Origin of the sequence: Sulfitobacter sp. 1A13421, assembly GCF_043557285.1 — a bacterium.
Taxonomy (GTDB): Bacteria; Pseudomonadota; Alphaproteobacteria; order Rhodobacterales; family Rhodobacteraceae; genus Sulfitobacter; species Sulfitobacter faviae.
In genome coordinates this window covers 115,460-139,038 of record NZ_JBIFFQ010000001.1, presented here as the reverse complement: position 1 = coordinate 139,038, position 23,579 = coordinate 115,460, and the positions used below count along the sequence as shown (strand labels likewise).

Annotated in this window: 21 protein-coding genes; 8 read left to right on the top strand and 13 right to left on the bottom strand. The window is 63.4% G+C overall.

Features of this window, described 5'->3' with window-relative positions:
* Positions 1-3: 3 nt before the first annotated feature.
* Positions 4-1,689, top strand: a complete 1,686-nt coding sequence (locus ACGYLI_RS00725) for a chloride channel protein (RefSeq protein WP_394416355.1) — start codon at positions 4-6, stop codon at positions 1,687-1,689.
* A 7-nt stretch (positions 1,690-1,696) separates the two neighbouring features.
* On the opposite strand, the gene ACGYLI_RS00720 is transcribed toward ACGYLI_RS00725, so the two are convergent.
* From ACGYLI_RS00720 to ACGYLI_RS00700, 5 genes are all read right to left on the bottom strand, one after another.
* A complete protein-coding gene (locus ACGYLI_RS00720; RefSeq protein ID WP_394416352.1) occupies positions 1,697-2,041 on the bottom strand; it encodes a DUF427 domain-containing protein in 345 nt (114 codons plus the stop codon).
* 30 nt (positions 2,042-2,071) lie between these two features.
* Positions 2,072-3,862 carry an aminopeptidase P family protein gene (locus tag ACGYLI_RS00715; protein ID WP_394416349.1) on the bottom strand — a complete coding sequence of 597 codons (1,791 nt, stop codon included), beginning with the start codon at positions 3,860-3,862 and terminating at the stop codon, positions 2,072-2,074.
* A gap of 42 nt (positions 3,863-3,904) precedes the next feature.
* The gene (gene cobT / locus ACGYLI_RS00710; protein WP_394416347.1) at positions 3,905-5,782 is read right to left on the bottom strand and encodes a cobaltochelatase subunit CobT; all 1,878 of its coding nucleotides are present in this window, start codon (positions 5,780-5,782) and stop codon (positions 3,905-3,907) included.
* Positions 5,783-5,887: 105 nt separating this feature from the next.
* Positions 5,888-6,874 carry a cobaltochelatase subunit CobS gene (gene cobS, locus ACGYLI_RS00705; RefSeq protein WP_067263280.1) on the bottom strand — a complete coding sequence of 329 codons (987 nt, stop codon included), beginning with the start codon at positions 6,872-6,874 and terminating at the stop codon, positions 5,888-5,890.
* 130 nt (positions 6,875-7,004) lie between these two features.
* Positions 7,005-7,631 (bottom strand): J domain-containing protein, encoded by a 627-nt coding sequence (locus tag ACGYLI_RS00700; protein ID WP_168612010.1) that lies wholly within the window; start codon positions 7,629-7,631, stop codon positions 7,005-7,007.
* Between the two features lie 77 nt (positions 7,632-7,708).
* Here ACGYLI_RS00700 and ACGYLI_RS00695 point away from each other — a divergent pair, with 77 nt between their 5' ends.
* The gene (locus tag ACGYLI_RS00695) at positions 7,709-7,966 is read left to right on the top strand and encodes a BolA family protein (RefSeq protein ID WP_394416345.1); all 258 of its coding nucleotides are present in this window, start codon (positions 7,709-7,711) and stop codon (positions 7,964-7,966) included.
* A gap of 9 nt (positions 7,967-7,975) precedes the next feature.
* Here the strand turns inward: ACGYLI_RS00695 and ACGYLI_RS00690 are convergent, their stop codons facing one another.
* From ACGYLI_RS00690 to ACGYLI_RS00675, 4 genes are all read right to left on the bottom strand, one after another.
* Positions 7,976-8,464, bottom strand: coding sequence for a DUF4177 domain-containing protein (locus tag ACGYLI_RS00690; protein ID WP_394416342.1), 489 nt, complete (start codon positions 8,462-8,464; stop codon positions 7,976-7,978).
* A 45-nt stretch (positions 8,465-8,509) separates the two neighbouring features.
* Positions 8,510-8,995 carry a thioesterase family protein gene (locus ACGYLI_RS00685; protein ID WP_394416341.1) on the bottom strand — a complete coding sequence of 162 codons (486 nt, stop codon included), beginning with the start codon at positions 8,993-8,995 and terminating at the stop codon, positions 8,510-8,512.
* Complete coding sequence (gene gatB / locus ACGYLI_RS00680; RefSeq protein WP_394416339.1) at positions 8,992-10,506, bottom strand: Asp-tRNA(Asn)/Glu-tRNA(Gln) amidotransferase subunit GatB; 1,515 nt, start codon at positions 10,504-10,506, stop codon at positions 8,992-8,994. The genes ACGYLI_RS00685 and gatB overlap by 4 nt, the downstream gene beginning before the upstream one ends.
* Positions 10,507-10,577: 71 nt before the next feature.
* Positions 10,578-11,852, bottom strand: a complete 1,275-nt coding sequence (locus tag ACGYLI_RS00675; protein WP_394416337.1) for a hypothetical protein — start codon at positions 11,850-11,852, stop codon at positions 10,578-10,580.
* A gap of 240 nt (positions 11,853-12,092) precedes the next feature.
* On the opposite strand from ACGYLI_RS00675, the gene ACGYLI_RS00670 reads away from it, so the two are divergent.
* Positions 12,093-12,845 carry a transglycosylase SLT domain-containing protein gene (locus tag ACGYLI_RS00670; RefSeq protein ID WP_394416335.1) on the top strand — a complete coding sequence of 251 codons (753 nt, stop codon included), beginning with the start codon at positions 12,093-12,095 and terminating at the stop codon, positions 12,843-12,845.
* Position 12,846: 1 nt separating this feature from the next.
* On the opposite strand, the gene ACGYLI_RS00665 is transcribed toward ACGYLI_RS00670, so the two are convergent.
* Both ACGYLI_RS00665 and pepN read right to left on the bottom strand, forming a co-directional pair.
* Positions 12,847-13,278 (bottom strand): hypothetical protein, encoded by a 432-nt coding sequence (locus ACGYLI_RS00665; protein WP_394416333.1) that lies wholly within the window; start codon positions 13,276-13,278, stop codon positions 12,847-12,849.
* A 22-nt stretch (positions 13,279-13,300) separates the two neighbouring features.
* The gene (gene pepN, locus ACGYLI_RS00660; protein WP_394416331.1) at positions 13,301-15,859 is read right to left on the bottom strand and encodes an aminopeptidase N; all 2,559 of its coding nucleotides are present in this window, start codon (positions 15,857-15,859) and stop codon (positions 13,301-13,303) included.
* Positions 15,860-15,962: 103 nt separating this feature from the next.
* On the opposite strand from pepN, the gene ACGYLI_RS00655 reads away from it, so the two are divergent.
* From ACGYLI_RS00655 to ACGYLI_RS00645, 3 genes are all read left to right on the top strand, one after another.
* Positions 15,963-16,187 (top strand): hypothetical protein, encoded by a 225-nt coding sequence (locus tag ACGYLI_RS00655; protein WP_394416329.1) that lies wholly within the window; start codon positions 15,963-15,965, stop codon positions 16,185-16,187.
* 90 nt (positions 16,188-16,277) lie between these two features.
* Positions 16,278-18,440 carry a malate synthase G gene (locus tag ACGYLI_RS00650; RefSeq protein ID WP_394416326.1) on the top strand — a complete coding sequence of 721 codons (2,163 nt, stop codon included), beginning with the start codon at positions 16,278-16,280 and terminating at the stop codon, positions 18,438-18,440.
* A gap of 58 nt (positions 18,441-18,498) precedes the next feature.
* Positions 18,499-19,281: a gamma-glutamyl-gamma-aminobutyrate hydrolase family protein gene (locus tag ACGYLI_RS00645; protein ID WP_168612018.1), complete on the top strand. Its 783-nt coding sequence runs from the start codon at positions 18,499-18,501 to the stop codon at positions 19,279-19,281.
* Between the two features lie 147 nt (positions 19,282-19,428).
* Here the strand turns inward: ACGYLI_RS00645 and ACGYLI_RS00640 are convergent, their stop codons facing one another.
* Both ACGYLI_RS00640 and ACGYLI_RS00635 read right to left on the bottom strand, forming a co-directional pair.
* On the bottom strand, positions 19,429-20,016 hold the full coding sequence (locus ACGYLI_RS00640) for an REP-associated tyrosine transposase (RefSeq protein WP_394416324.1): 588 nt from the start codon (positions 20,014-20,016) through the stop codon (positions 19,429-19,431).
* Positions 20,017-20,060: 44 nt separating this feature from the next.
* On the bottom strand, positions 20,061-20,813 hold the full coding sequence (locus ACGYLI_RS00635) for an SDR family NAD(P)-dependent oxidoreductase (RefSeq protein WP_394416321.1): 753 nt from the start codon (positions 20,811-20,813) through the stop codon (positions 20,061-20,063).
* Positions 20,814-21,037: 224 nt separating this feature from the next.
* Between ACGYLI_RS00635 and ACGYLI_RS00630 the strand changes: the two genes are divergently transcribed.
* Entirely contained in the window at positions 21,038-21,754 is a 717-nt protein-coding gene (locus ACGYLI_RS00630) for a hypothetical protein (protein ID WP_394416319.1), read from the top strand.
* Between the two features lie 244 nt (positions 21,755-21,998).
* The gene (locus tag ACGYLI_RS00625) at positions 21,999-23,573 is read left to right on the top strand and encodes a Re/Si-specific NAD(P)(+) transhydrogenase subunit alpha (protein WP_394416316.1); all 1,575 of its coding nucleotides are present in this window, start codon (positions 21,999-22,001) and stop codon (positions 23,571-23,573) included.
* The last annotated feature ends 6 nt before the right edge of the window (positions 23,574-23,579 follow it).

Genomic DNA, 23,579 nt, shown 5'->3' with positions numbered 1-23,579 from the left:
CCCATGCCTTCGCAAGATAACGCTTTCTTTTCCCAACAACTTCAGCAGGCGCTTGGCGACTGCAAACAGGGCTGGACGGTGCTGCGCACCCGCGGGCCGGGGAAGGTCACATTCTGGTTTATCGCGCTGCTGGTGGGCATCGCTGCGGGCTTTGCCGCCCTGTTCTTCCGCAAGGGGATCAACTGGTTGCAGGCCACGCTTTACGGCACGGACGATGTGCAATTCCTGCACAGCTTCCTTGCCGGGCTGCCGTGGTATTGGGTGGTGCTGATTCCGACCTTGGGCGGGTTGCTTGTGGGGTTGATCTTGCACCGTTTCACCCGCGACGGGCGCGCGCGCAGTGTGGGTGATGTGATCCTCGGCGCCGCCATGCACGACGGCCGGGTCGAGACGCGGGCCGGGGTGGCCTCGGCCCTGGCCTCGCTCATCACCCTGTCCACGGGCGGCTCATCGGGGCGCGAAGGGCCGGTGGTGCATCTGGCCGCCGTGATCTCGACCAAGGTCAGCCGCTTCATCAAGGCCGATGGGATCACCGGGCGGGATCTTTTGGGCTGCGCCGTGGCGGCGGCGGTCTCGGCCAGCTTCAACGCCCCCATCGCTGGCGCGCTCTTCGCCCTCGAAGTGGTGCTGCGCCATTTCGCCGTCCATGCCTTTGCCCCCATCGTCATCGCCTCCGCCGCAGGCACGGTCATCAACCGGCTAGAGTTCGGCGGGCTCACGGAATTCGTCCTGCCCGGCCTTGGCGACGTGCAATTCTACGTCGAACTGCCCGCCTTTCTGCTTTTGGGGCTGACCTGCGGTCTGGTCTCGGTCGTGCTGATGCGCGCGATCTTCTGGGCCGAAGATTTCGGCAACTACCTGCAAGCCCGCACCGGCCTTGCCTGCTGGCTGCGCCCGGCGGTGGCGGGGGCGATCCTTGGCGTCATCGCGCTCTGGTTCCCGCATATCATCGGCGTGGGCTATGAGACGACTTCCCGTGCGCTGGTCGGCGAACTGGTGCTGCATGAGGCGATCATCTTTGCCGTGCTCAAGGTCGCCGCCGTGGCGATCACGCTTGGCGGGCGGATGGGCGGCGGGGTGTTCTCGCCCTCGCTGATGCTGGGCGCTTTGACCGGGCTTGGCTTCGGGATCATCGCCACCGGTGTCTTCCCAGAGATTTCGGGCTCTTCCTCGCTCTATGCTCTGGCGGGGATGGGCGCGGTGGCCGCCGCCGTGCTGGGCGCGCCGATTTCAACCACATTAATCGTGTTCGAGATGACAGGCGACTGGCAGACCGGTCTGGCGGTGATGGTCGCCGTCAGTATGTCGACCGCACTGGCCTCCCGTCTGGTCGACCGGTCCTTCTTCCTTACCCAGATGGAGCGGCGCGGCATTCATCTGGCCGCAGGTCCGCAGGCCTATCTGCTCTCGATGTTCATGGTGGGCCGCATCATGCGCCGCCCTGATGATGAAGACGCGGCGGCGGAAGACGCCTGTTGGGATCTGATCGACAAGGGAACCTATATCGACGGCAGCGCCACGCTAGAGGCCGCCTTGCCGCTGTTCGACCAGACCCATTCCAACTTTATCCCGGTGGTCACCCTTAGCGCGGATGCGCCGCCCGAACTGCTGGGCGCGCTGTTCCATGTCGATGCGCTGAAAGCCTATAACCGCGCCCTCGCCGCCACGGCGGCAGAGGAGCATTCCTGAGCCGCGCTCAGATCCGTTCGATGGCGATCTCTTCCATCGGGTCGAAAGCCAAATAGCCCTTGATCGCGGCCACATCGGCCTTCGGGTCTTCATAAGACCAGACGGCGTCTTGCAAGGTCCGGCTCTTGGTCACCACCGAGAAATAGGTCGCATCGCCCTTATGCGGACAATGCGTGGTCTTATCCGTGCCATCAAGGAAAGCCATGGCGATGTCGCTACGCGGGAAATAGATCACCGGCGGATAGCCCCCCTCGTGCAGTTCCAGCGCGCCCGTGGACTCGCCCAATACGGCCCCGCCAGCGCGGACAACCCATGTGCCCTCAGCCGGAGTAATCTTGATATGGTCGGCCATGCCGTACCCCCCTTTACTTAAATCGGACGCTCACAGGGGCGCCGTTGCCGCATCCAACCACAGTTTTGTAACAGGTGATACCCGCGGCCCGATCTTTTCCGCCACGTCGCGGTGATAGGCGTTTAGCCAGTCCCGCGCCTCGGGGCTGAGCGCGTTGGTGTCGATCAAACGCCGATCAATCGGCACCAGCGTCAGCGTGCGCCAATCGAGCATCTTGCGATGGGCATCACCGCCCGGCAGGGCGGGGGCCTCTTGCACCACCAATAGGTTCTCGATCCGAATGCCAAAGGCCCCCTCGCGGTAATAACCCGGCTCGTTGCTGAGGATCATACCCGGCGCCAGCGGCACGTGGCTCATCCGGCTCAACCGCTGCGGCCCCTCATGGACCGAGAGATAGGCGCCCACCCCATGGCCCAAACCGTGATCGAAATCCTGCCCCGCCATCCAAAGCGGCAAACGGCCCAGCATCTCGATATCTCGCCCCGCAAGCCCGCGCGGCCAGCGCAAACGGCTCATGGCGATCATCCCCGAAAGCACCCGCGTGAAAGCCGCGCGCGCCTCGTGATCGGGGCTGCCGATGGCGATGGTGCGGGTGATATCGGTGGTGCCGTCCAGATACTGACCCCCGCTGTCGAGCACCAGAAGATGCCCGTCCTGCAACACGCTGTCGGTCTCTTCATTCACCCGGTAATGGATGATCGCCCCGTTTGGCCCGGTGCCCGAAATCGTCTCGAAACTGATGTCACGCAGGGCAGGATCCCGGCGGCGCAGTCCTTCCAACTGCTCCACCACCTGCGTCTCGGTAACCGTGCCGGGCGTCTGCGCATCTAGCCAAGCGAGCAGTTCGACCATCGCGGCACCATCGCGCAAATGCGCCTCAGCCGCCCCGGCAATCTCGGCGTCATTCTTGCAGGCTTTGGGCAAAGCACAGGGGTCTTCACCGGCCTGCGCCCGATCCCCCAGCAAATCCGCGAACAACAGCGGGGCCGACTGCCGATCAAGCCGCACCGGCCCCTCGAGCGCGCGCAGGTAATCGGGCAGCCCCTCAGGATCCCGCTGCACCACCTCTGGCCCCAGATGCTCTTCCACATCTACCAGTTTCTCAGCCGCCATGAACAGATCGACCCGCGCATCGTCATGCAACACGGCAAAACCATGGGCCACCGGGTTGCGCGGAATGTCCTGCCCGCGAATGTTCAGCAACCAGTTGTGGCTGTCGGGCAGGGTGATCAATGCCGCCTTCTGCCCCGCCGCGCGCAAATCCGCGGCCAAACGCCGGCGCTTGGCCTCATGGCTTTCCCCTGCAAAACGTTCAGGATGCGCCGCCACCTGGCCCATCGGGGCATCGGGTTGGTCTTCCCAAATACGGTCGACCATATTCGAGACGCGCCGCATCTCGATGCCAGACCCCGCCAAGGCCTCGAACAAAAGATCCATCTGCGCGGGCGTATGCAACATCGGATCGAAACCAACCACACCGCCCTCGGGCAATTGATCCTTCAGCCAATCGGCCAAAGACACCTCGGGCCAAGGCACCGGGGTAAAGACATCCGCCACCTGCGCTTTGACCTGCGTGCGATAGCGCCCGTCGATGAAAACCCCGGCCACATCGCGCAGCGCCGCACAGAACCCGGCAGAGCCGGTGAACCCCGTCAGCCAAGCCAGCCGATCATCCCGCGGGGCAACATACTCACCCTGATGCGCATCGGCGCGGGGCACGAGAAACCCGTCCAAGCCCGCCGCCTGCAACTCCGCCCGCAGCGCCGCCAAACGCGGGGGACCCTGTTCCGGACGCGCGGTGACCTCGAAACTCTGGAACACGCGGCCCCTCCTTCATCCTTTTTCAAATACCGATCCGACGGTTCAGCCCACGCGGCGCATGCCCATGACACGCGCCCGTTTCCGCGGATCGCTGTCAAACAGCGCTGCAAGCTGTTCTGTCATCGCCCCGGCAAGCTGATCCACATCCGTGATCGTGACGGCGCGGTCGTAATAACGCGTCACATCATGGCCAATCCCGATCGCCAAAAGCTCGACCGCGCGGCGTTTTTCGACCATGGCGATCACGTCGCGCAGGTGTTTTTCCAGATAGTTGGCCGGGTTTACCGACAGGGTGCTGTCATCCACCGGTGCGCCGTCGGAAATCACCATGAGGATCTTGCGCGCCTCATGCCGTGCCAGCATCCGCCGGTGGGCCCATTCCAGCGCCTCACCGTCGATGTTCTCTTTCAGCAGACCCTCTTTCATCATCAGACCCAAGTGGTCGCGCGTCCGGCGCCACGGGGCGTCGGCGCTTTTGTAGATGATGTGGCGCAGGTCGTTCAGCCGTCCGGGCTGCGCGGGGCGGCCATCGTTGAGCCAAGCCTCACGCGCCTGCCCACCCTTCCACGCGCGGGTGGTAAAGCCGAGGATCTCGACCTTGACGTTGCAGCGCTCCAGCGTGCGGGCGAGCACATCGGCGCAGATCGCGGCGATGGAGATCGGGCGGCCTCGCATCGAGCCGGAGTTGTCCAAGAGCAGCGTCACCACGGTGTCGCGGAACTCGGTGTCCTTTTCGATCTTGAAGCTGAGAGGAGTCGTGGGGTTGGCCACCACCCGCGCCAGACGTCCCGCGTCCAACGTGCCCTCTTCAAGGTCGAATTCCCACGAGCGGTTTTGCTGCGCTTGCAAGCGGCGCTGCAACTTGTTTGCCAGACGGCCCACAGCGCCTTTCAGCGGCTCGAGCTGCTGATCCAAATAAGCGCGCAGGCGTTCCAATTCGATTGGCTCGGCCAGTTCCTCGGCCCCGATCACCTCGTCATGGTCACCCAGATAGACACGGTATTCCGGGTCGGCGTCAGAGACGGGCGGCGGGGGCGGCGGGGCCATGGGGGCGTCGCCCTCGGGCATATCCGCTTCGTCGCCCAGCTCCTGATCGGCCTCGTCGTCCATAGAGACCTGCGCCTGACTTTCGTCCTGCTGCTGCTCTTGGCTGTTTTCGGGCGTGCCTTCGGCCTCTTCCTCGTCCTGATCGTCTTGGCCGGTGCTGTCGGGATCCTGCTCCTCTTCGGTGCCTTCTTCGGCTTGATCCTCTTGGTCGTCGTCTTGGCTGTCGGGATCGTCGCCCAACTGATCGCCATAGCCGAGGTCCGAGATCATCTTGCGGGCCAGCCGCGCGAAATCCGCCTGATCGGCAAGGCTGCCGTCGATCCCTTCGAGCGTGCCGCCCGCCTGATCTTCGATAAAGCCGCGCCAGAGTTCCATGGCGTTCTCGGCCCCCGCGGGCAGGTCCCGTCCGGTGGCCAGATGGCGTACCATATAGCCCGCCGCGACCGAGAGCGGCACGTCGCTGGCCTGTTTGGCCTGATCGTAACCACGGCGCAGGGCTTCATGCTTGATCTTGACGTCGATGTTGCCGGCGGTGCCGGGCATGTCGCGCGCGCCCATCGCCTCACAGCGCGCGGTCTCCATCGCCTCGTAAAGCTCGCGCGCCATGTCGCCTTGGGGCGCATAGCGGGCGTGGGTAGCGGCATCATGGTAGCGGCGGTTCAGCGCCAGTGCGTCGGCGGTGCCGCGCGCCAGTAGCACCTCTTCGCGGGTCATCCGGCGGCTCACTTGCGGCAGGCGCATCGCATCGCCCGAAAGCCCCGAAGGGTCGACCGAGTAGCTGACCGTCAGCTCGGCGTCATCGGCCATGACCTTGGTCGCCTCGGCCAGCGCCTTTTTGAACGCGTCAGCGGGGTTGTCGCTTTGTTTACTCATGCCGGTCCCCTTGTCTGTCTGGCAGGCGCGCGTCTGGGAAGGGCAGGGCGCCTTTGCGTGCCGAAACGCGTCCTGCAGGGCGGCGGGCGAACCCGCCGGGGCGGCTTAGCCCAAGCTCAGGCTGGCCGCGCTTTCGGGCAGTTCCTCATCGAACAAACGCTGATAGAACTCGGCCACGGTCTGACGCTCAAGCTCGTCGCATTTGTTGAGGAAGGACAGCCGGAAGGCATAGCCGACATTGCGGAAGATCTCGGCGTTCTGCGCCCAAGCGATCACGGTGCGCGGGCTCATCACGGTCGACAGCTCGCCATTCATGAAGGCGGTGCGGGTGAGGTCGGCCACGGTGACCATCTGCTTGAGGGTCTTGCGGCCCTTTTCAGTGTTGTAATGCGGGTTTTTCGCCAGCACGATCGCGGTCTCGGCGTCGATGCTGAGGTAGTTCAGCGTGGCAACAAGCGACCAACGGTCCATCTGCGCTTGGTTGATCTGCTGGGTGCCGTGGTAAAGGCCGGTGGTGTCGCCCAGGCCCACGGTGTTGGCCGTGGCGAAGAGGCGGAAATAGGGGTGCGGGGTGATGATCTCGTTCTGATCCATCAGCGTGAGCTTGCCGTCATGCTCCAGCACGCGCTGGATCACGAACATCACATCGGCGCGGCCCGCGTCGTATTCGTCAAAGACAATCGCGGTCGGGTTGCGCAGGGCCCAAGGCAGGATGCCCTCGTGGAATTCGGTGACCTGTTTGCCGTCGCGCAGCTTGATCGCGTCTTTGCCAATGAGGTCGATCCGGCTGATGTGGCTGTCGAGGTTGACGCGCACGGTGGGCCAGTTCAGCAGGGCGGCGACCTGTTCGATATGGGTCGATTTGCCCGTGCCGTGATAGCCTTGAATCATGACGCGGCGGTTGTGGCTAAAGCCTGCAAGGATCGCCAGCGTGGTGTCGGGATCGAACTTATAGGTGCTGTCGATGTCCGGCACGCGAGAGGTGCGCTGCGGGAAACCCTTGACGACCATATCGGTGTCGATGCCAAAGACATCGCGCACCGAGACCTCTTCGGTGGGTTTCATGTCATGTTCCAGTGCACCGTCGGCCATCGCTCGTCATCCTTTTCCTTAGGCGCGCGGTCGGGGCCGCACGCGTATCTGGTGCAACATATCGTGCATATCCGCAAGGGGAAGGGGCAACTGGCATTATCCGCAACCGGCCGCTGGTCCGGTTGTGGGATCAGTCCTTGAAGTTGCGGCTGCCCTTGATCTGGTCCCATGCCCATACGACCAGTTGCAACTGCTCTTCCTGACTGCGGTCACCGCCGTTCATATCGGGGTGCAGCACCTTGATCAGCGCTTTGTAGGCTTTGCGGACCTCGGGTTTTGTCCAAGTGTCTTTGGCCTCGAGAATCTCGATCGCGCGGCGTTCGGTGGGCGGCAGGCGGCGGCCCGCTTGCTGGCCCTTGCCGGGGTTCTGGGTCGCGTTCTTGCCCAAGACCTGATGCGGGTCTTCGATGCCAAGACGGGCCCATGCGCGCTGCTCGGGGTCGCCCAGTGGTTTGGTGGTGCGCTCCCAGACCTTGTCCTTGGACATCTGCGCGTTCATCTCGGCCTCGGTGGTGCCGTCAAAGAAGCTCCACTTCGCGTTATATTCGCGCACGTGTTTCTGGCAGAACCAGAAGTAGTCATCCAGCACATCGGGCGCTTTGGGCGCGCGGAACTTGCCCGGCTCGTCGCAGCCTTCGTGGTCGCAAATCCGGGTCGAGGTTTCCGACGCACCGGACATGCCGCGGCGGCCGCGGGGGTTTTTCTTTTTGGAGGACGACACGGACATGTCGAATCCGAAGGGATCAGGTTTTGGCATGTGGATAGACCTTTCCGACTCAGGCCGGTCACCATATACCCTGCGTCGCAGGATTGAAGGGGGCCGGGGGTAAAAACATGTCCACAACACAAGAGATTTCGGATCGGCTGGAAGCCGCTTTTGCGCCGCGTGAACTGGAAGTGATGGATGACAGCGAAAGCCATCGCGGTCATGCCGGATTTCAGGAGGGGGGCGAAAGCCACTTTAACGTGCGCATCCGGTCAGAGCGTTTCAAGGGCCAGAACCGGCTGGCGCGGCACCGGGCGGTGCACAGCGCTTTGGGGCCGGACCTGATGGGGCGCATTCACGCGCTGGCGCTCGATCTGGACGAATAAGCGCTGCGTTTAGGGCTTTGTGTTATCGTCGTCTTCGTCGCTGCCCCGCGGCGAAGCTCCATCCGCCGAGGGGCCGGACAGAAACGCAGGCGGCGTCGCCGCTTTGGCGGGGTTCTCTTTCGCGGGCGCGTCATCCTCGGGCGTGATGGAGGCGGGTGCATCGGCCTGGAGCGCGGTGTCTTCGCCTTCGATCGTGGCGGCCAAGACGGGCGTTGCGGCAGCAGTGGCGGGCGGCAGCAGATCGCCATCCTCCTGCGGACCCGCAGCAGTCGCCAAGCGGCGGAACACCAGCACATTGCGCCATTCCGTGGTGGTCGAGGTCAGGCCCGAACGCTCTTGCGAAGGCAAAGTCTCGGCCCGCTGGTATTCCCAGCCCTCGGCGGCCTGTTCGTTCAGGCATTCTTCCAAGGTTTTGGCGAAACGCGCTTCGGGGGCTTTCAGACCTTTGGCTTTCTGCCCTTTGCTGGGGGCGGGAAGGATCTTGTATTCGTAGCGCATAGGGGCCTCGGCTGGGTTGGCGACATAAGCCGCGTCAGGTGAGTTTTAGACGGATTTGCGGCGGATGCCGATGCTGCGACCGGCCTGCGCCGGTTTGGGCAGTTTGGCATGGCTGCGGCGCATCGCGTCAAGACGGGTCAGGATATGGTCCGGCATGGGGGCCACACGCGGGCCGGACTGGTCCACATGCAGCGTCAGCCCCTCGGCGGTGGCGGCAAGCCAGCCGTCGACGTGCCATAGTTCCTGAAAGCTGTGAAACCGCTTCTCGTCATGGTCAAGCAATTGGAAGGTGGTATAGACGCGGTCACCCTCATGCAGTTCGCGCAGGTAGCAGACGTGGAATTCAGCCACATAGGTGGTGCAACCCGTGCGTTGATACTCCGGCCCCAGACCGATTTCGCCATAGGCTTGGTCAACGCCCTGATCGAACAGGACGTTGTAATAGGCCATGTTCAGATGGCCGTTGAAATCGATCCATTCGGGGAGAACCGTCATCTCGCCCGAACGGAAGGGGGCCGGGGCGTCGCTCATTGCTGGGCGAGCTTGCGCGACACGATTTCGTTGACGGCCTTGGGGTTGGCCTTGCCGCCCGTGGCTTTCATCACTTGACCGACGAACCAGCCCGCCAGCTTCGGGTTCTGCTGGGCCTTCTCGACCTGCGCGGGGTTGGCGGCGATGATCTCATCCACCGCCGTTTCAATCGCGCCGGTGTCGGTGACCTGCTTGAGGCCTTCGGTCTCCACAATCTCTTCTGGCTCGCGGCCGGTTGTATAGGCGATTTCAAAGACTTCCTTGGCGATCTTGCCCGAAATCGCGTCCGAGGCGATCAGATCCACGATGCTGCCAAGCTGCGCCGGGGTGACGGGGCTTTCGGTGATGCCCTTGTCGTCTTTCTTGAGGCGGCCGAAAAGCTCGTTGATGACCCAATTCGCGGCCATCTTGCCATCGCGGCCCTTCGCCACGGCCTCAAAATAGCCCGCGCTGTCGAGATCGGCGGTCAGCACGGAAGCGTCATAGTCTGACAGGCCGAAGTCTTTGATGAAGCGGGATTTCTTCTCGTCCGGCAATTCCGGCAGGTTGGCTTTGATGTCGTCCACCCACGCCTGTTCGATCTCCAGCGGCAGCAGGTCGGGGTCGGGGAAATAGCGGTAGTCATGCGCCTCTTCCTTGGAGCGCATGGAGCGTGTTTCCTGCTTGTCGGGGTCGAAGAGGCGGGTTTCTTGCACAACCTCGCCACCAGCTTCGACAATCGCGATCTGGCGTTTGGCTTCGACTTCGATGGCCTGCTGGATGAAGCGCATGGAGTTCATGTTCTTGATCTCGCAGCGGGTGCCGAGATGCGAGAAGTCCTGCGTTTCCTGATACTTCTCATATTGACCCACACGGCAGACCGAGACGTTGACGTCCGCGCGCATGGCGCCCGACTGCATGTCGCCGTTGCAGGTGCCAAGGTAGCGCATGATCTGGCGCAGTTTGGCGAGATAGGCGGCGGCCTCTTCCGGCCCGCGAATGTCGGGGCGAGAGACGATCTCCATCAGGCAGACGCCGGTGCGGTTCAGGTCGACGAAGGACATGTTCGGGTCCATGTCGTGGATCGACTTGCCCGCGTCCTGTTCCATGTGGATGCGCTCGATCCGCACCAGCCGCGCGGTGCCGTCGCCCAGTTCCACCAGCACTTCGCCTTCGCCCACGATGGGCTCGTAAAGCTGGCTGATCTGGTAGCCCTGCGGCAGGTCGGGGTAGAAGTAGTTTTTGCGGTCGAAGGCGGATTTCAGGTTGATCTCGGCCTTCAGGCCCAGACCGGTGCGCACCGCCTGTTCGACGCAATATTCGTTGATCACCGGCAGCATGCCGGGCATCGCCGCATCGACGAAGGCCACGTTGCTGTTGGGCTCGGCGCCGAACTTGGTCGAGGCGCCCGAGAAGAGCTTGGCGTTCGACGCGACCTGCGCGTGCACCTCCATCCCGATGACCAGTTCCCAGTCATGTTTGGCACCGGCAATCACGCGCGGTTTCGGGGTGTCGTAACTCAGATCAAGCATCGCGGCCGCCTTCGGTCAATTGGAACTTGGCCGGTCATACTGGAGCGCACCACGCGCTTCAAGAGGCAGGCTTAGCCCGGCACGGCAATCTGGCGGCGGCCTTCGGTGAAAATGACCCGTTTGCCCGCTTCGATCTCTCGTTGGAACAGGCCGGTGATGATGCGCATAGCTTCATCCCGCCCCGAAGCAGCAAAACGCCGGGCGGAGCGGACGCGCAGGTTGTTGTCAAAGCCGCGTGCGGCATGGGCCCAAAGCATCGGGTGCAGTTCGGTCATGTGATCGCGCACGATCCAACGCGCGCAATCGGCAATCTCGGCCCGGACGGCCCCGGCGGCATCCTCTGTCTCCGCCGCCTGACCGATGGCGCTGGCGCAATAGGCCGCCAGCAGGTTGGCGGTATGCGGATCGGGGCGGCGGGCGAGGATGTCGTGCAGCCCTTCGATGAAAAACGGCACATCTAGGTTGGCACAGGCCTGCGCATCGCAGCTGATCGCGTCGAATTGCACCCAAGTGTAGCCGCCCGCGCCCCATGTCTCTTGGGTCCGCGCGGCGGTGCGGCGGGCCTCAAGTTCCAACTGGTCATATGAGCCATGCCACCGCGGCAGAAGGTGGTTGCCCATGGCCCGCATGGGGCGCGGGTTTGCGGGGTTCAGGTCGATGAGCCGGGCGTAGCGGTCTGCCACGGCGCGGGCGTCACCGCCGGTTCCCCCAAGTAGGGCACAGTGCGTCGCCGCGAGCAGGGGCGAGGCGGCTGTGTCCTTGTCGAATGGCGCGAGGATTTGCTCGGCGCGTTCAAAATGCGCGGCGAAGGCCGCATGGTTGCGGGCGGGCACGTCGCTGTCCCAGCCCGTGCCGCGCCAGGCCCAGCCGATGTCCATATGCGCCTGTGCCACGATGGCGGCGATCATGGCGTTCTGAGCGTGATCGGCCAGCACATGTTCCAGCGCTTCGATCCCGGCCATCAGGGGCGCGTCGCTGGCCGGTTTGCCGTCGTAAAGCGCGTGTTCCGCAGCGAGAATCACATCCGCCCGTGCGCCAAAGGCCATCAGCTCGGCCACCGGCATGGCGCCCGGTGTCATCTCGCGGTTATCGTCGGCTTCTTGCAAAAGCTCTGCCATCTCCTCCCAGCGTTCTTGGCGCACCAACCATTGCGCGCGGTACTGGTGACGGTCGCGCTGCATCTCTTCGGCGGTGGGGTCGGGGCAGGAAATGCGCAGCAGCGCGTCGCGCGGCGCACGGCGGCGCAGGAGCGGCATTTCCAGCGGCTCGAACTCGGGCGCTTGCGGTGCGGGCTTGGCAAAGAACCCTTTCAAGGCGGACGGGATCATATGCGAGAGTTTCTTCATCTGGGGCCGGTCCTGCCTGCTGTTTGTCGATGATTTAGGTTTGACCGGGCAATGGGGCGGAACCGTGTCCGGCGTGCGGAGCTTTCGGGAAAATTCTGCAGCGCAGTCGGGCAGGCGGGGGCGATCCTTCGCGACAATCCGGCGGCGCGGCGGGCGCTGTTTCCCGATCAGAGGAAATCTGCCGATCCCGCGCCCCCGCCGCGCTTGCCAAGCGCGTTTTGGGGCGGTCTTATACGCGCCATGAAACCTGCCATGATTGCCCTCTTGCTCTGCGCCAGCCCCACCATGATTTGGGCCGAACTGCCCAAACAGCCCGCCCCGGTGGTGGAGGTGGATAATGTGGTGCAGACCGCCGCCACGTCTTTGTCCTTCCCCGATGAGGTCGAGGCCGAGGACGAACCGCCCGCGCTTGAGACTGCGCCCTTCACCACAACGCTGCGCCCGCCCGCGCGTCCGGGCAACCTGCCGCGCACGCGCTGGCAGCATATGCGGGGGCATTCGCTTTGGACCCGCGCCGCGATCTCGGCGCTGAAGTCCCACGGCAAGCCCTTGGTGGATATGGTGCCCGGTGATGTGGCAGAGTGGTGCCCGGCCTATCCCACGGCATCCGACAGCCAGCGCCGGGCCTTTTGGGTCGGCTTCATGTCGGCGCTGGCCAAACATGAGAGCACCTATCGGTCTTGGGCCGTGGGCGGGGGTGGCCGCTGGTATGGGTTGTTGCAAATCCTGCCGGGCACCGCGCGGGGCTACAAATGCAATGTCGGCAGCGGTGATGCGCTCAAGAACGGCGCCGCGAACCTGAGTTGTGCTGTGCGGATCATGGCGACGACCGTGCCGCGCGACGGGGTGATCGCCGGAAACGGGCGGCGCGGCGTCGGGGCCGATTGGGGGCCGATGCGCAGCGCGTCAAAACGGGCGGATATGTCCCGCTGGCTGCGGCGGCAGTCCTATTGCAAACCGTTGAACGCGACTCGACCCCGCAGCCGTCCCTAGATTACTGGATCAGCGTGAAGTGATGCCGTTCCGTCGTGATGCCGCGCGCCTGAAGCGCGGCTTCCAATGCGCGGTGCGGTGGGGTGGCCTCAAAGGGCAGTTTGATCTTGCGCCCCGTGCGGAGAATGACCGTGGCGCGCACGGACATATCCAGCCGCGTATCAAGCCGAACGCGGTCGATCTGCGCCAGCGCGATTTTCGCGTCCCGTTTGCCGGTGAACCACGACAGGCTATTCTGATCGAGCGTCAAGCCGCTGGCCGGATTGCTAAAAACCTCCCATAGCGCGGGCAGGGTAAAGAGCCCCAGCAGCCCGATGATCCAGCCCGAGGCGTCAAGCCAGAGCCACGCCGCCGCGAGGGCCAGCCAGATCACGGGCAACAGGAACAGGGCCGTTCGGCTGCGGGCATGGCGGCGGTAGGTATAGGCCGCCATGCCCTCTGTCTGAATAGGCGTGTCAGGCACCGCGAATGCGGCTGAGCATCTCGGAGGTGTCCCGGCTGAGATCGGGGCTGGCGAGGATGCGGTCAAGTTGGGTCTCGATCATATCTTGCCGCGCTATGTCATAGCGCCGCCATGTCTGGAAGGCCGAGCACATCCGCGCCGTGGTCTGCGGGTTGACCGGGTCGAGCTTGATCAGCCAGTCGGCCAGCAGGGCGTAGCCCTTGCCGCTCTCATGGTGGAACCCGGCGTGATGCATGGCAAGGCTGCCAAAGACCGCGCGGAAACGGTTGGGGTTCTTCCAGTTGAAATCGGCATGCTCGGTAAGCCGGCGCGCCACTTCGGCCGCCTCTTCCGGCGCGGCTTGGCTGACTTGCAGCCCGAACCATTTGTCCATCACCAGACGGTCCTCCCGCCACTGCGCCTCAAAGGCGGCCAGCGCCTTGTCACCTTGGCCCGCACGCAGCAGGGCGGCGAGGGCGCTGAGTTGTTGGGTCATATTGTCGGCATCGTCGAACTGCGCCTGCGCGCGCGCCGGTCCCTCAACGCGGGTCAGCAGGGCAAGTGCTGCATTGGTCAAGGCGCGTTTGCCCGATTGCGCCGCATTGGGCTGATAGGGGGCGTCGACCCTGTGGCGTTCATAGAGATCGCCCAGGAGCGCGGCAAAACGCTCGGCCATGGCATCGCGGGTGGCCTCCACCGCCTGATGGATCGCCGCCGGATCCGGCGTTTTGCCTGCGTCATGCAGGGTGCTGGCCAGATCGGCATGGCTGGGCAGCCCCAGCATCAACGCGCGGTAGGCAGGCTCAAGGGTCTCATCCTCCAACACGGCCCGCAGGGCTTCGAGCCATGCGTCATCCGGCGCGCTGCCTTCGGTGATCGCGGCCAGCAAGGATTGCCGCGCCAAGGTGCGCCCGGCCTCCCACCGGTTGAAGGGATCGCTGTCATGGGCGAGCAGCAGCAGCCGCTCTTCTTTCGAGAGGTCTTGCTTCAGCACCACCGGGGCGGAGAAGCCGCGCAGCACCGAGGCCACGGGGCGCGCATCCAACCCGTCGAAGGTAAAGCTCTGTTCGGCCTCGGTCATCTCCAACACGCGAGAGGGGGCCACTTCGGCCCCATCCGCGCCGATCAGCCCCACGGTGATGGGCAGAACCTGCGGTTTAGGCTCAGGTGTGGCGGTGCTGGGGGGCGTGTGCTGTGTGAAAGTGAGGGTAAAGATGCCCTTGCCTGCGTCCCAAGCCTCCACCACCGAAAGGCGCGGCGTGCCCGCCTGCGAATACCAGCGTTTGAACTGGGTCAAGTCGCGGCCCGTGGTGTCTTCAAACACCTTCAGCCAATCTTCGATCGTCGCCGCATCGCCGTCGTGACGCTCGAAATAAAAGTCCAGCGCCTTGGCATAGGCGTCATTGCCCACCAAGGTCTTGAGCATGCCGATCACCTCGGCGCCCTTCTCATAGACGGTGGCGGTGTAGAAGTTGTTGATCTCTTGAAAGCTTTCGGGCCGCACCGGATGGGCCAGCGGGCCTTGATCCTCGGCGAATTGGCGTGCGCGCAGGTCGATCACATCGCCGATGCGTTTCACTGCCGGAGAGCGCATGTCGGAGGTGAACTGGCTGTCGCGGTAGACGGTCAGCCCCTCCTTCAGGCAAAGCTGGAACCAATCCCGGCAAGTGATGCGGTTGCCGGTCCAATTGTGGAAATACTCATGGGCGATAATCGCTTCGATCCGCTCGAAATTATCATCCGTCGAGGTTTCGGGGGAGGCAAGAACGGCGGCGGAGTTGAAGATGTTCAGCCCCTTGTTCTCCATCGCGCCCATGTTGAAATCATCGACCGCAACGATGTTGAAGATGTCGAGGTCGTATTCACGACCGTAAACCTCTTCGTCCCATTTCATCGAGGCTTTGAGCGCCTCCATCCCAAAGGCGCATTTGCCTTCGTCGCCGGGGCGTACATAGAGGTTCAGATCGACCTCGCGACCCGACATGGTGGTGAAACGGTCGGAATGGGCGACCAGATCGCCCGCCACCAGCGCGAAAAGATAGGCAGGCTTGGGCCATGGGTCATGCCACTCGGCATGGTTCTGCCCCTGCGCCACGGGATTGCCGTTGGACAACAGAACGGGATGCGGGCCGTTGATGGTAACGGTGAAGACGCTCATCACATCGGGGCGGTCGGGGTAATATGTGATCTTGCGAAAGCCTTCTGCCTCGCATTGGGTGCAATACATGCCGCCCGACATATAAAGCCCTTCGAGGGCGGTGTTGCCCTTGGGGTCAATTTCAACCTCGGCCTCCCAGATGAAGGGGCCGTCGGGCACATCGCAGGTCAGACCGCGTTCTGTCACCTTCGGGGTGACCAGTTTGCCGTCAATCTGCGCAGAAATGAGCTTGAGCTGCTCGCCATGCAGGAAAAACTCTGCCTCCTGCGCCGCCGGGTTGGGGCGAAAGGCGATGCGGCTTCTAACCCGTGTCTTATAAGGATCGAGGTCAAAGGTCAGGGCCACCTCATCCACCAGAAAGCCGAAGGGCTGGTAGTCACTGAGATAGATCGTTTGGGGGGTGGCGTCGCGCATTGGGCCTCCAGTCGCGGGAACGTAATTGGTCTGGGAAATGTTATGTCTCCAGAAGGCGGCCTGCAAGCCGAGCTGCCCCAACTTCGAGCAATGAGGTGTATCCATGTCCGCCCCCGACACCGATACCGAAACGCAGAAGAAACGTCATCGTCCCGCTTTGATCGGTATCAAAACCGCGATCATCGCAGGGGCGCTCTTGATGATCGCCGGCATCGTCTACGCGGTGTTGCAGGCCACCGACCCCTCGCCGGAAGGTGAGGTGCAACCCGTCGATGGCCCGGCGGACGCCGAGCCGGCGATCGCCACCCCGGAGCCGGTTGCCGACTAGCGGCGCTATCGCCTGCCTGCCCGCGCTTGCGCCGCTTTGCCTTTCTGCTAGACCTTTCACAAAGGTATCCAGCGCGGGAGAGGGCGGAGAATGACGGGTAGAATTGACAAGAACGGTTTGCAGGTAGAGCCCGCGCTGGTCGACTTCATCGAAGGATCGGCGCTGCCGAGCACCGGTGTAGACGCGGATGTCTTTTGGGCGGGGCTGTCGGACCTAGTGCATGACCTCGGGCCGAAGAACCGTGCGCTTCTTGAAAAGCGGGCCGAAATTCAGGCCAAGATTGATGAGTGGCATCGCGCGCGCGCAGGCCAGCCCCATGACGCGGAGAGCTACACCGCCTTCCTGCGTGAGATTGGCTATCTTCTGCCCGAAGGGCCGGCGTTCCAGATTGAGACGCAAAACGTAGACCCCGAAATCGCGCAGGTGCCCGGGCCGCAGCTTGTGGTCCCGATCACCAACGCACGCTTCGCGCTCAACGCGGCCAATGCGCGCTGGGGCAGCCTTTATGACGCATTCTACGGCACCGATGCGCTGGGCGATCTGCCGGTGGGCAAGGGCTATGACGCCGCGCGCGGCGCGCGGGTGGTGGCGCGGGCAAAAGCCTTTTTGGATGACGCCGTGCCGCTTTCGGCGGGCAGCCATGCAGATTTGGCGGGGTATCGCGTTGTGGACGGGCACCTTGAAGCTGTAATGGCGCAGGATGCCGGGCCCTGTGGCTTGGCCGATCCGGCGCAGTTCGCGGGCTACCAAGGCGCGGCGGAGGCGCCCGACGCGGTGCTTCTGCGCAACAACGGGTTGCATATCGAGATCAAGATCGACCCCGAGCATGCCATCGGCAAGGACGACCCCGCCAGCGTTGCGGATGTGATCATCGAATCCGCGCTTTCGACCATCATGGATTGCGAAGACAGCGTCGCGGCGGTCGATGCCGAAGACAAGGTGCTGGCCTATGGCAATTGGCTGGGCCTGATGAAAGGGGACCTTGCCGAGACCTTTGAAAAAGGCGGCCAGACCGTCACCCGCCGCATGGCCGAGGACCGTCGCTATACCGCGCCCGATGGGGAGGGGGAGGTCACGCTGAAGGGCCGCTCTCTGATGCTGGTGCGCAATGTCGGCCATCTGATGACCAACCCCGCCGTGCTCGACCGTGAGGGGCGCGAGATTGGCGAAGGGCTGATGGATGCCATGGTGACCACGCTGATCGCCATTCATGACCTCAAACGCGCGGGCGGCAACTCGGTCACCGGCAGCGTCTATGTGGTGAAGCCCAAGATGCACGGGCCCGAGGAAGTGGCCTTTGCCGATGAGATTTTTACCCATGTGGAAGAGACACTCGGCCTGCCGCAATATACCGTGAAGCTCGGCATCATGGACGAAGAGCGCCGCACCAGCGCCAACCTCATGGAATGTATCCGCGCAGCGAAACACCGGGTGGCCTTTATCAATACCGGTTTCCTCGACCGCACGGGGGACGAGATTCATACCAGTATGGAAGCCGGTCCGATGGTGCCCAAGGGTGAGATGAAGAACAGCGCTTGGATCGCCGCCTATGAGGATCGCAACGTCGATATCGGCCTCGCCTGCGGCTTGCAGGGCCGGGCGCAGATCGGCAAGGGCATGTGGGCCATGCCCGACCGTATGGCCGAGATGCTGGAGGCCAAGATCGGCCATCCCCAATCCGGGGCCAATTGCGCCTGGGTGCCATCGCCCACCGCGGCTACCCTGCACGCTACACATTACCACAAGGTTAACGTCTTGGCGCGGCAGGAGGAGATTAAAGAGGGCGGCGCACGCGCCACGCTTGACGCGCTGCTGACCATCCCGGTGATGGAAGGTCGCAACCTCAGCACCGAGGAAATCACCCGCGAGATCGAGAATAACGCGCAGGGCATTCTGGGCTATGTCGTCCGCTGGATCGATCAGGGCGTCGGCTGCTCCAAAGTGCCAGACATCAACGATGTGGGCCTGATGGAAGACCGCGCGACCTGCCGCATCTCGGCCCAAGCGCTGGCGAATTGGCTGCATCACGGCGTCATCAGCCGCGAGGAAGTCGAGGCAGCGCTTAAAAAAATGGCAGCCGTGGTGGACCGTCAAAACGCCGACGATCCCAGCTATCGCCCCATGGCCCCGGGCTTTGACAGGGTGGCCTTTCAGGCCGCCTGCGATCTGGTGCTGAAGGGGCGCGAACAGCCCTCGGGCTATACCGAACCGGTGCTGCACGCGCGCCGGTTGGAGCTGAAGGCGCAGAGCTGAGGTTGAGACCGCGGCGCGAAGCGCCTATGTTCGGGCCATGGTGAATAAGAGGTAACTCATGGCCCGACCTGTCGTTGGTATCATTGGCAATTCCTACCTGCTGAACGATCAATACCCCGTCCACGCGGGCGGGCAGATGAACACCGAAGCGATTGCCGAGGTTTCGGGCTGTCTGCCGCTTATCGTGCCGAGCGATCCGCGATTTGTCTCGGTCGAGGAATTGCTGGAGGTCTGCGACGGTTTCCTGCTGACCGGCGGGCGCCCGAATGTGCATCCCGAAGAATATGGTGAGCCTGAGACGGAGGCCCACGGTGCCTTTGACCGCGCGCGCGACGCCGTCGCGCTGGCGCTGGTACGGGCCTGTGTGGCGCGGGGCCAACCCTTCCTCGGCCTCTGCCGCGGGTTTCAGGAAGTGAACGTCGCCATGGGTGGGTCGCTCTATCCTGAGATTCGCGATCTGCCGGGGCGAATGAACCACCGGATGCCCCCCGATGGCACCATCGAAGAGAAATTTGAACTGCGCCATGACGTGAGCTTTACCGAAGGCGGCGTGTTCCACCGTGTGATGGGCGCGTCCAAGGTGCTGACCAACACGCTGCACGGGCAGGGGATCAAGGAACCCGGCCCGCGCGTGGTGATCGACGGCCACGCGGATGATGGCACGCCCGAGGCGATCTATATCAAAGACGCGCCGGGCTTTACCCTCGCCGTGCAATGGCATCCCGAGTGGAACGCGGCCAATGACCCCGTTTCGCGCCCGCTGTTCGAACATTTCGGCGCGGCGGTGCGGGCTTGGGCGGCAGATGGATCGGCCATGCCGGTGATGACCGCCGCGCAGTAAGGCGGGGCGCAGGGCGCGCGCGTTGCACTCTCAATAAACGCGCGCCGCGCTTCTCGGGGCGCGGCAGCCTGCATCGCGACGCAGTCGTTCTGTCGATCCCCCGCGACCCCGATCGCACCGCTAACGGGTGCCTTGCCTCGACGCCTTTCAACTGTGCAGCCCGCTCAATGGCGCAACAGCTGGGGCCGCGTGGTTCAGCGGCGTTACATCATCATCCAAAACCGCGTCCTCCTCTAGCGGCCCCGCTTTCGCGCCCTGAGGCGCTGCCGGACGTGAACAGGCGCGGCGATAGGAGCTGTAAGGCCAAGCCTCAGGACGGTCACAATAGCCTGCATGCACGGGGCTGAGGTGCACCAAGCTGCAATGCCGTTCAAAATCCGCGGGGTCGCGGATCCGATGCTCCCAAAATCGCCGCTGCCAAATCCCTTTCTCGCCCCGTTTGATCTGCCGGAGACTGCGATGCGGGGCCGGGGGGAGATGGCGGGAAAACCGCCCCTTCCACATGCCGATCCGGTTGCCGTAATCGTTATCGTCGGGCGGCAGGGTCCAGACCGTATGGAGCACATCCGGCAAGATGGCGATGGCATCGATCCGGAACGGTTTACGCGCCAAAGTCTCCCGCATCGCTTGGCGCAGGGCCGTGATATGCCGCAGCAGCGCATCATCATCGCGCCGCGCGAGGCGCAGGGTAAAGAAATAGCTGTTCGGGCCATGGGATGAAGGGCTGTCTCTCATGGCCCTGAGCTTGGCGCAGCTTGGTTAAAGCAACCTTAACGCCGCTACATTTGCCCGCCAGCGATTTCGATCGACTGGCCGTTGATGCTTTCGGAGCCTTCGCCGACCAGCCATGCCGCCGCGGCAGCCACTTCCGAGGGCGCGATCAGGCGTTTGTGGCGGTTGGCATTAACCATGACATCGCGAGCCTTTTCCTCGGAGAGCCCGGCGCGTTTGGAGATCGCCTGCGTGTTGCGCGCGATGATCTCGGTGTCGACGTAACCGGGGCAGAGCGCGTTGAAGGTAAAGGGTTGGCCCATGTAATCTTCGCTGAGCGAGCGGATCAGCCCGATCATCCCGTGTTTCGAGGCCGAGTAGCAGGCCGCCCCCGGCAGGCCGCGCAGCCCGGCCATGGAGGACACGGCGATGACCCGGCCCCAATCGGTCTGGCGCATGGATTTCAAGCTCTCGCGGATGGTGAGAAAGGCCCCGTCGAGATTGGTCGCCATCATGTCGCGCCAGAAATCGAGATCGGTTTTATGCAGTGACCGGCCTTCGGCCACCCCCGCATTGGCCACGCAGATTTGCACCGGGCCATTGGCCTCAACCGCGCGGGCGATGGTCTCGGTGACCTGCGCCTCGTCGCGCACGTCCATCGCCATGCCGCTGATGCCATCGCCTGACACGGCGTCGAGCACCTCCTGCCGCCGCCCGGTGATGGTAACCTTTGCGCCCTTGGCGGCCAAGTCCTGCGCGATGGCAAGGCCGATGCCAGTGCCGCCGCCGGTGATGAATGCGTGTTTGTCTTTTAGTGTCATAATGCCTCCCCTTTGCGGGCAGGGTGGCGCGGCGGGGGCGGCAGTACAATAGGCAGCTTTTGATGACGGGGCGTTATTTTCGGGGCGGCTGGAGGGGCGGCGTTGCGGTGCGGCCACAGTTGGGCCAACCCCCTGCCACCGCCCTTGTAGCTGGTTAAATATTCCCTCACAGGTTGCAGCGGGCGACCTGATCACAGGGCCCTGTTTTGTATTGGAGCAGTATCATGAATTTTCCGCAAATTTCCTCTCTGGCGCTGGCCGCCTCTTTCGCATTGGGCGCGACAACGGCGGGTGCCGTAGAAGTCACCGGCGGTTCGGTCGGGCTGTCTTATTCCGCATTCGCGGAGGATACTGATTTTAGCCATTGGGGCCTTGAAGGTGCGATGGAACTGGGGTTCAGCCGCGATTTCAGCTTGCAGATCGATGCCGCCTACCACGATTTCGACTTCACCGATATCGACAGCACGCTGCTGGGCCTGCACGGTATCTATCACCTGAACGACGCGACATCCTTGGGGGCATTCTACACCTTTGAAGACGTTGAGGGCGCCGAAGCTGACATCGTCGGGATCGAGGTTGGCTACGAAGTTCAGGAATGGGAGTTCGAGGGCTATATCGCCAATGTCGACACCGATCTGGGCGACGGCACTCTCGGCGGGGTCAAAGCCCGTTATGAGATGCAGGAGGGCTTTGGCTTGACGGGCTCTTATGATGTTGCCGACGATGACACCGGCGATCTGTCGCGTTTCGCTATCCGTCTTGATCGCGACGTATCGGTCAACACCAACCTGTTCCTTGAGGTTGGCTCGGCCAAAGTCGAGGGCGGCGGCATCAGCGGTTCCGAACCCTTCGTCGGTCTGGGCGGTGAGATCAACTTCGGCGCGGATCGTGGCACCACCTTTGACCAGCGCGGCTTGGCGCGTCTGATCCCCGGTCTTTGATCGCGACTTAGCCGTCGTTTGACACTTCGGCATGGCCCTCGGGCCATGCTACTGGCGCAGGGTGGAACGGCTGTTCTATCTCTGCGCCAAAAACAGCAAACCGTTCTTCCGATGTCGCGGTGCAGCAATTTTGCACCGTTTCACCCCGCGGTTTGCTTGTACTATTGCTGCGCGCGCGCTATCGCTCTGACTAACAAAGTTGCGCCAGAGCGGCGCGACGGGCCAGCAAAGGGGGACTCTTGGTTTGAAGATCGGGACACCAAAAGAAATATTTGAGGGCGAGAACCGGGTCGCGATGACCCCGGAAAGCGCGCTGCAACTGCAAAAACTCGGGCATAGCTGCGTCATCGAGACGGGCGCCGGGGCGGCTGCGGGCTTTGACGATGCCGCCTATGAAGCCGCGGATGTCGAGGTGGTGCAATCCGCCGCCGCGCTTTACGAGGCCGCCGATGTGGTCGCCAAGGTGCGCCCGCCCTCTGAGGATGAGGTCAAGCACCTGCGCGCAGGCCAGACGCTGATCTCCATGTTCAACCCCGCCGGCAATACCGAGCTGATGGAGGCCGCTGCCGAGAAGGGCGCGACCGTCATGGCGATGGACATGGTGCCGCGCATCAGCCGCGCGCAGAAGATGGACGCGCTGTCGTCCATGGCGAACATCGCAGGCTACCGCGCGGTGATCGAGGCGGGCAACAACTTCGGTCGTTTCTTCACCGGTCAGATCACGGCGGCGGGCAAGGTGCCCCCGGCCAAGGTGCTGGTCGTCGGCGCGGGCGTTGCGGGCCTTGCCGCCATCGGCACGTCAACCTCGCTCGGTGCGATCACGCTGGCCTTCGACGTGCGCCCCGAAGTGGCCGAACAGGTCGAATCGATGGGCGCTGAGTTTGTCTATCTCGACTTTGAAGAAGAACAGGCCGATGGGTCGGCTTCGGGCGGCTATGCCTCTGTTTCCTCTCCCGAATTCCGCGAAGCGCAGCTTGCCAAGTTCCGCGAGCTGGCGCCCGATGTGGACATCGTCATCACCACCGCGCTGATCCCCAACCGGGAGGCTCCCGAGCTTTGGACCGAGGACATGGTGCAGGCGATGAAGCCGGGCTCCGTGATCGTCGACCTCGCCGCCGAGAAGGGCGGCAACTGCAAGCTCACCAAGATGGACGAGAAGGTCGTTACCGACAACGGTGTCACGATCATCGGCTACACCGACTTCCCCTCGCGCATGGCGACGCAGGCCTCGACGCTTTACGCCACCAACATCCGTCACCTGATGGCGGACCTCACGCCCGAGAAGGACGGGGTCATCAACCACGACATGGAAGATGATGTCATCCGCGGCGCCACCATCACCCACGAGAAGGAAGTGACCTTCCCGCCGCCACCGCCCAAGGTCGCGGCCATCGCGGCGGCGCCGAAGAAGGAAAAGCCGAAGGAGAAGACGGCGGAAGAGAAACGCGCCGAGGAACTGGCGGCCTTCAAGCAGCAGACCAAGAACCAGGTCACGTTGCTGGCCGTGGGGGCGGCGCTGCTGCTGGGTGTGGGCCTCGTGGCCCCCGCCAGCTTCATGCAGCACTTCATCGTCTTCGTTCTGGCGGTCTTCGTCGGTTTCCAAGTGATCTGGGGCGTGGCGCACAGCCTGCACACGCCGCTGATGGCGGTGACCAACGCGATCTCTTCGATCATCATTCTGGGCGCGCTGATGCAGATCGGCTCGGGCTCGTGGTTGGTGATCCTTCTTGCTGCCCTGTCGGTCTTTATGTGTGGGATCAACATTTTCGGCGGCTTCCTCGTGACACGGCGCATGCTCGCCATGTTCCAGAAATCCTGAAGGAGC

Coding starts and splice junctions, on each gene's coding strand:
- ACGYLI_RS00720 (WP_394416352.1), bottom strand. CDS start 2,041: ATGGCCGACCATATCAAGATTACTCCGGCTGAGGGCACATGGGTTGTC.
- pepN (WP_394416331.1), bottom strand. CDS start 15,859: ATGCGCGACGCCACCCCCCAAACGATCTATCTCAGTGACTACCAGCCC.
- gatB (WP_394416339.1), bottom strand. CDS start 10,506: ATGCTTGATCTGAGTTACGACACCCCGAAACCGCGCGTGATTGCCGGT.
- ACGYLI_RS00700 (WP_168612010.1), bottom strand. CDS start 7,631: ATGCCAAAACCTGATCCCTTCGGATTCGACATGTCCGTGTCGTCCTCC.
- cobS (WP_067263280.1), bottom strand. CDS start 6,874: ATGGCCGACGGTGCACTGGAACATGACATGAAACCCACCGAAGAGGTC.
- ACGYLI_RS00640 (WP_394416324.1), bottom strand. CDS start 20,016: ATGAGAGACAGCCCTTCATCCCATGGCCCGAACAGCTATTTCTTTACC.
- cobT (WP_394416347.1), bottom strand. CDS start 5,782: ATGAGTAAACAAAGCGACAACCCCGCTGACGCGTTCAAAAAGGCGCTG.
- ACGYLI_RS00685 (WP_394416341.1), bottom strand. CDS start 8,995: ATGAGCGACGCCCCGGCCCCCTTCCGTTCGGGCGAGATGACGGTTCTC.
- ACGYLI_RS00725 (WP_394416355.1), top strand. CDS start 4: ATGCCTTCGCAAGATAACGCTTTCTTTTCCCAACAACTTCAGCAGGCG.
- ACGYLI_RS00690 (WP_394416342.1), bottom strand. CDS start 8,464: ATGCGCTACGAATACAAGATCCTTCCCGCCCCCAGCAAAGGGCAGAAA.
- ACGYLI_RS00655 (WP_394416329.1), top strand. CDS start 15,963: ATGTCCGCCCCCGACACCGATACCGAAACGCAGAAGAAACGTCATCGT.
- ACGYLI_RS00670 (WP_394416335.1), top strand. CDS start 12,093: ATGAAACCTGCCATGATTGCCCTCTTGCTCTGCGCCAGCCCCACCATG.
- ACGYLI_RS00675 (WP_394416337.1), bottom strand. CDS start 11,852: ATGAAGAAACTCTCGCATATGATCCCGTCCGCCTTGAAAGGGTTCTTT.
- ACGYLI_RS00635 (WP_394416321.1), bottom strand. CDS start 20,813: ATGACACTAAAAGACAAACACGCATTCATCACCGGCGGCGGCACTGGC.
- ACGYLI_RS00695 (WP_394416345.1), top strand. CDS start 7,709: ATGTCCACAACACAAGAGATTTCGGATCGGCTGGAAGCCGCTTTTGCG.
- ACGYLI_RS00650 (WP_394416326.1), top strand. CDS start 16,278: ATGACGGGTAGAATTGACAAGAACGGTTTGCAGGTAGAGCCCGCGCTG.
- ACGYLI_RS00630 (WP_394416319.1), top strand. CDS start 21,038: ATGAATTTTCCGCAAATTTCCTCTCTGGCGCTGGCCGCCTCTTTCGCA.
- ACGYLI_RS00665 (WP_394416333.1), bottom strand. CDS start 13,278: ATGGCGGCCTATACCTACCGCCGCCATGCCCGCAGCCGAACGGCCCTG.
- ACGYLI_RS00645 (WP_168612018.1), top strand. CDS start 18,499: ATGGCCCGACCTGTCGTTGGTATCATTGGCAATTCCTACCTGCTGAAC.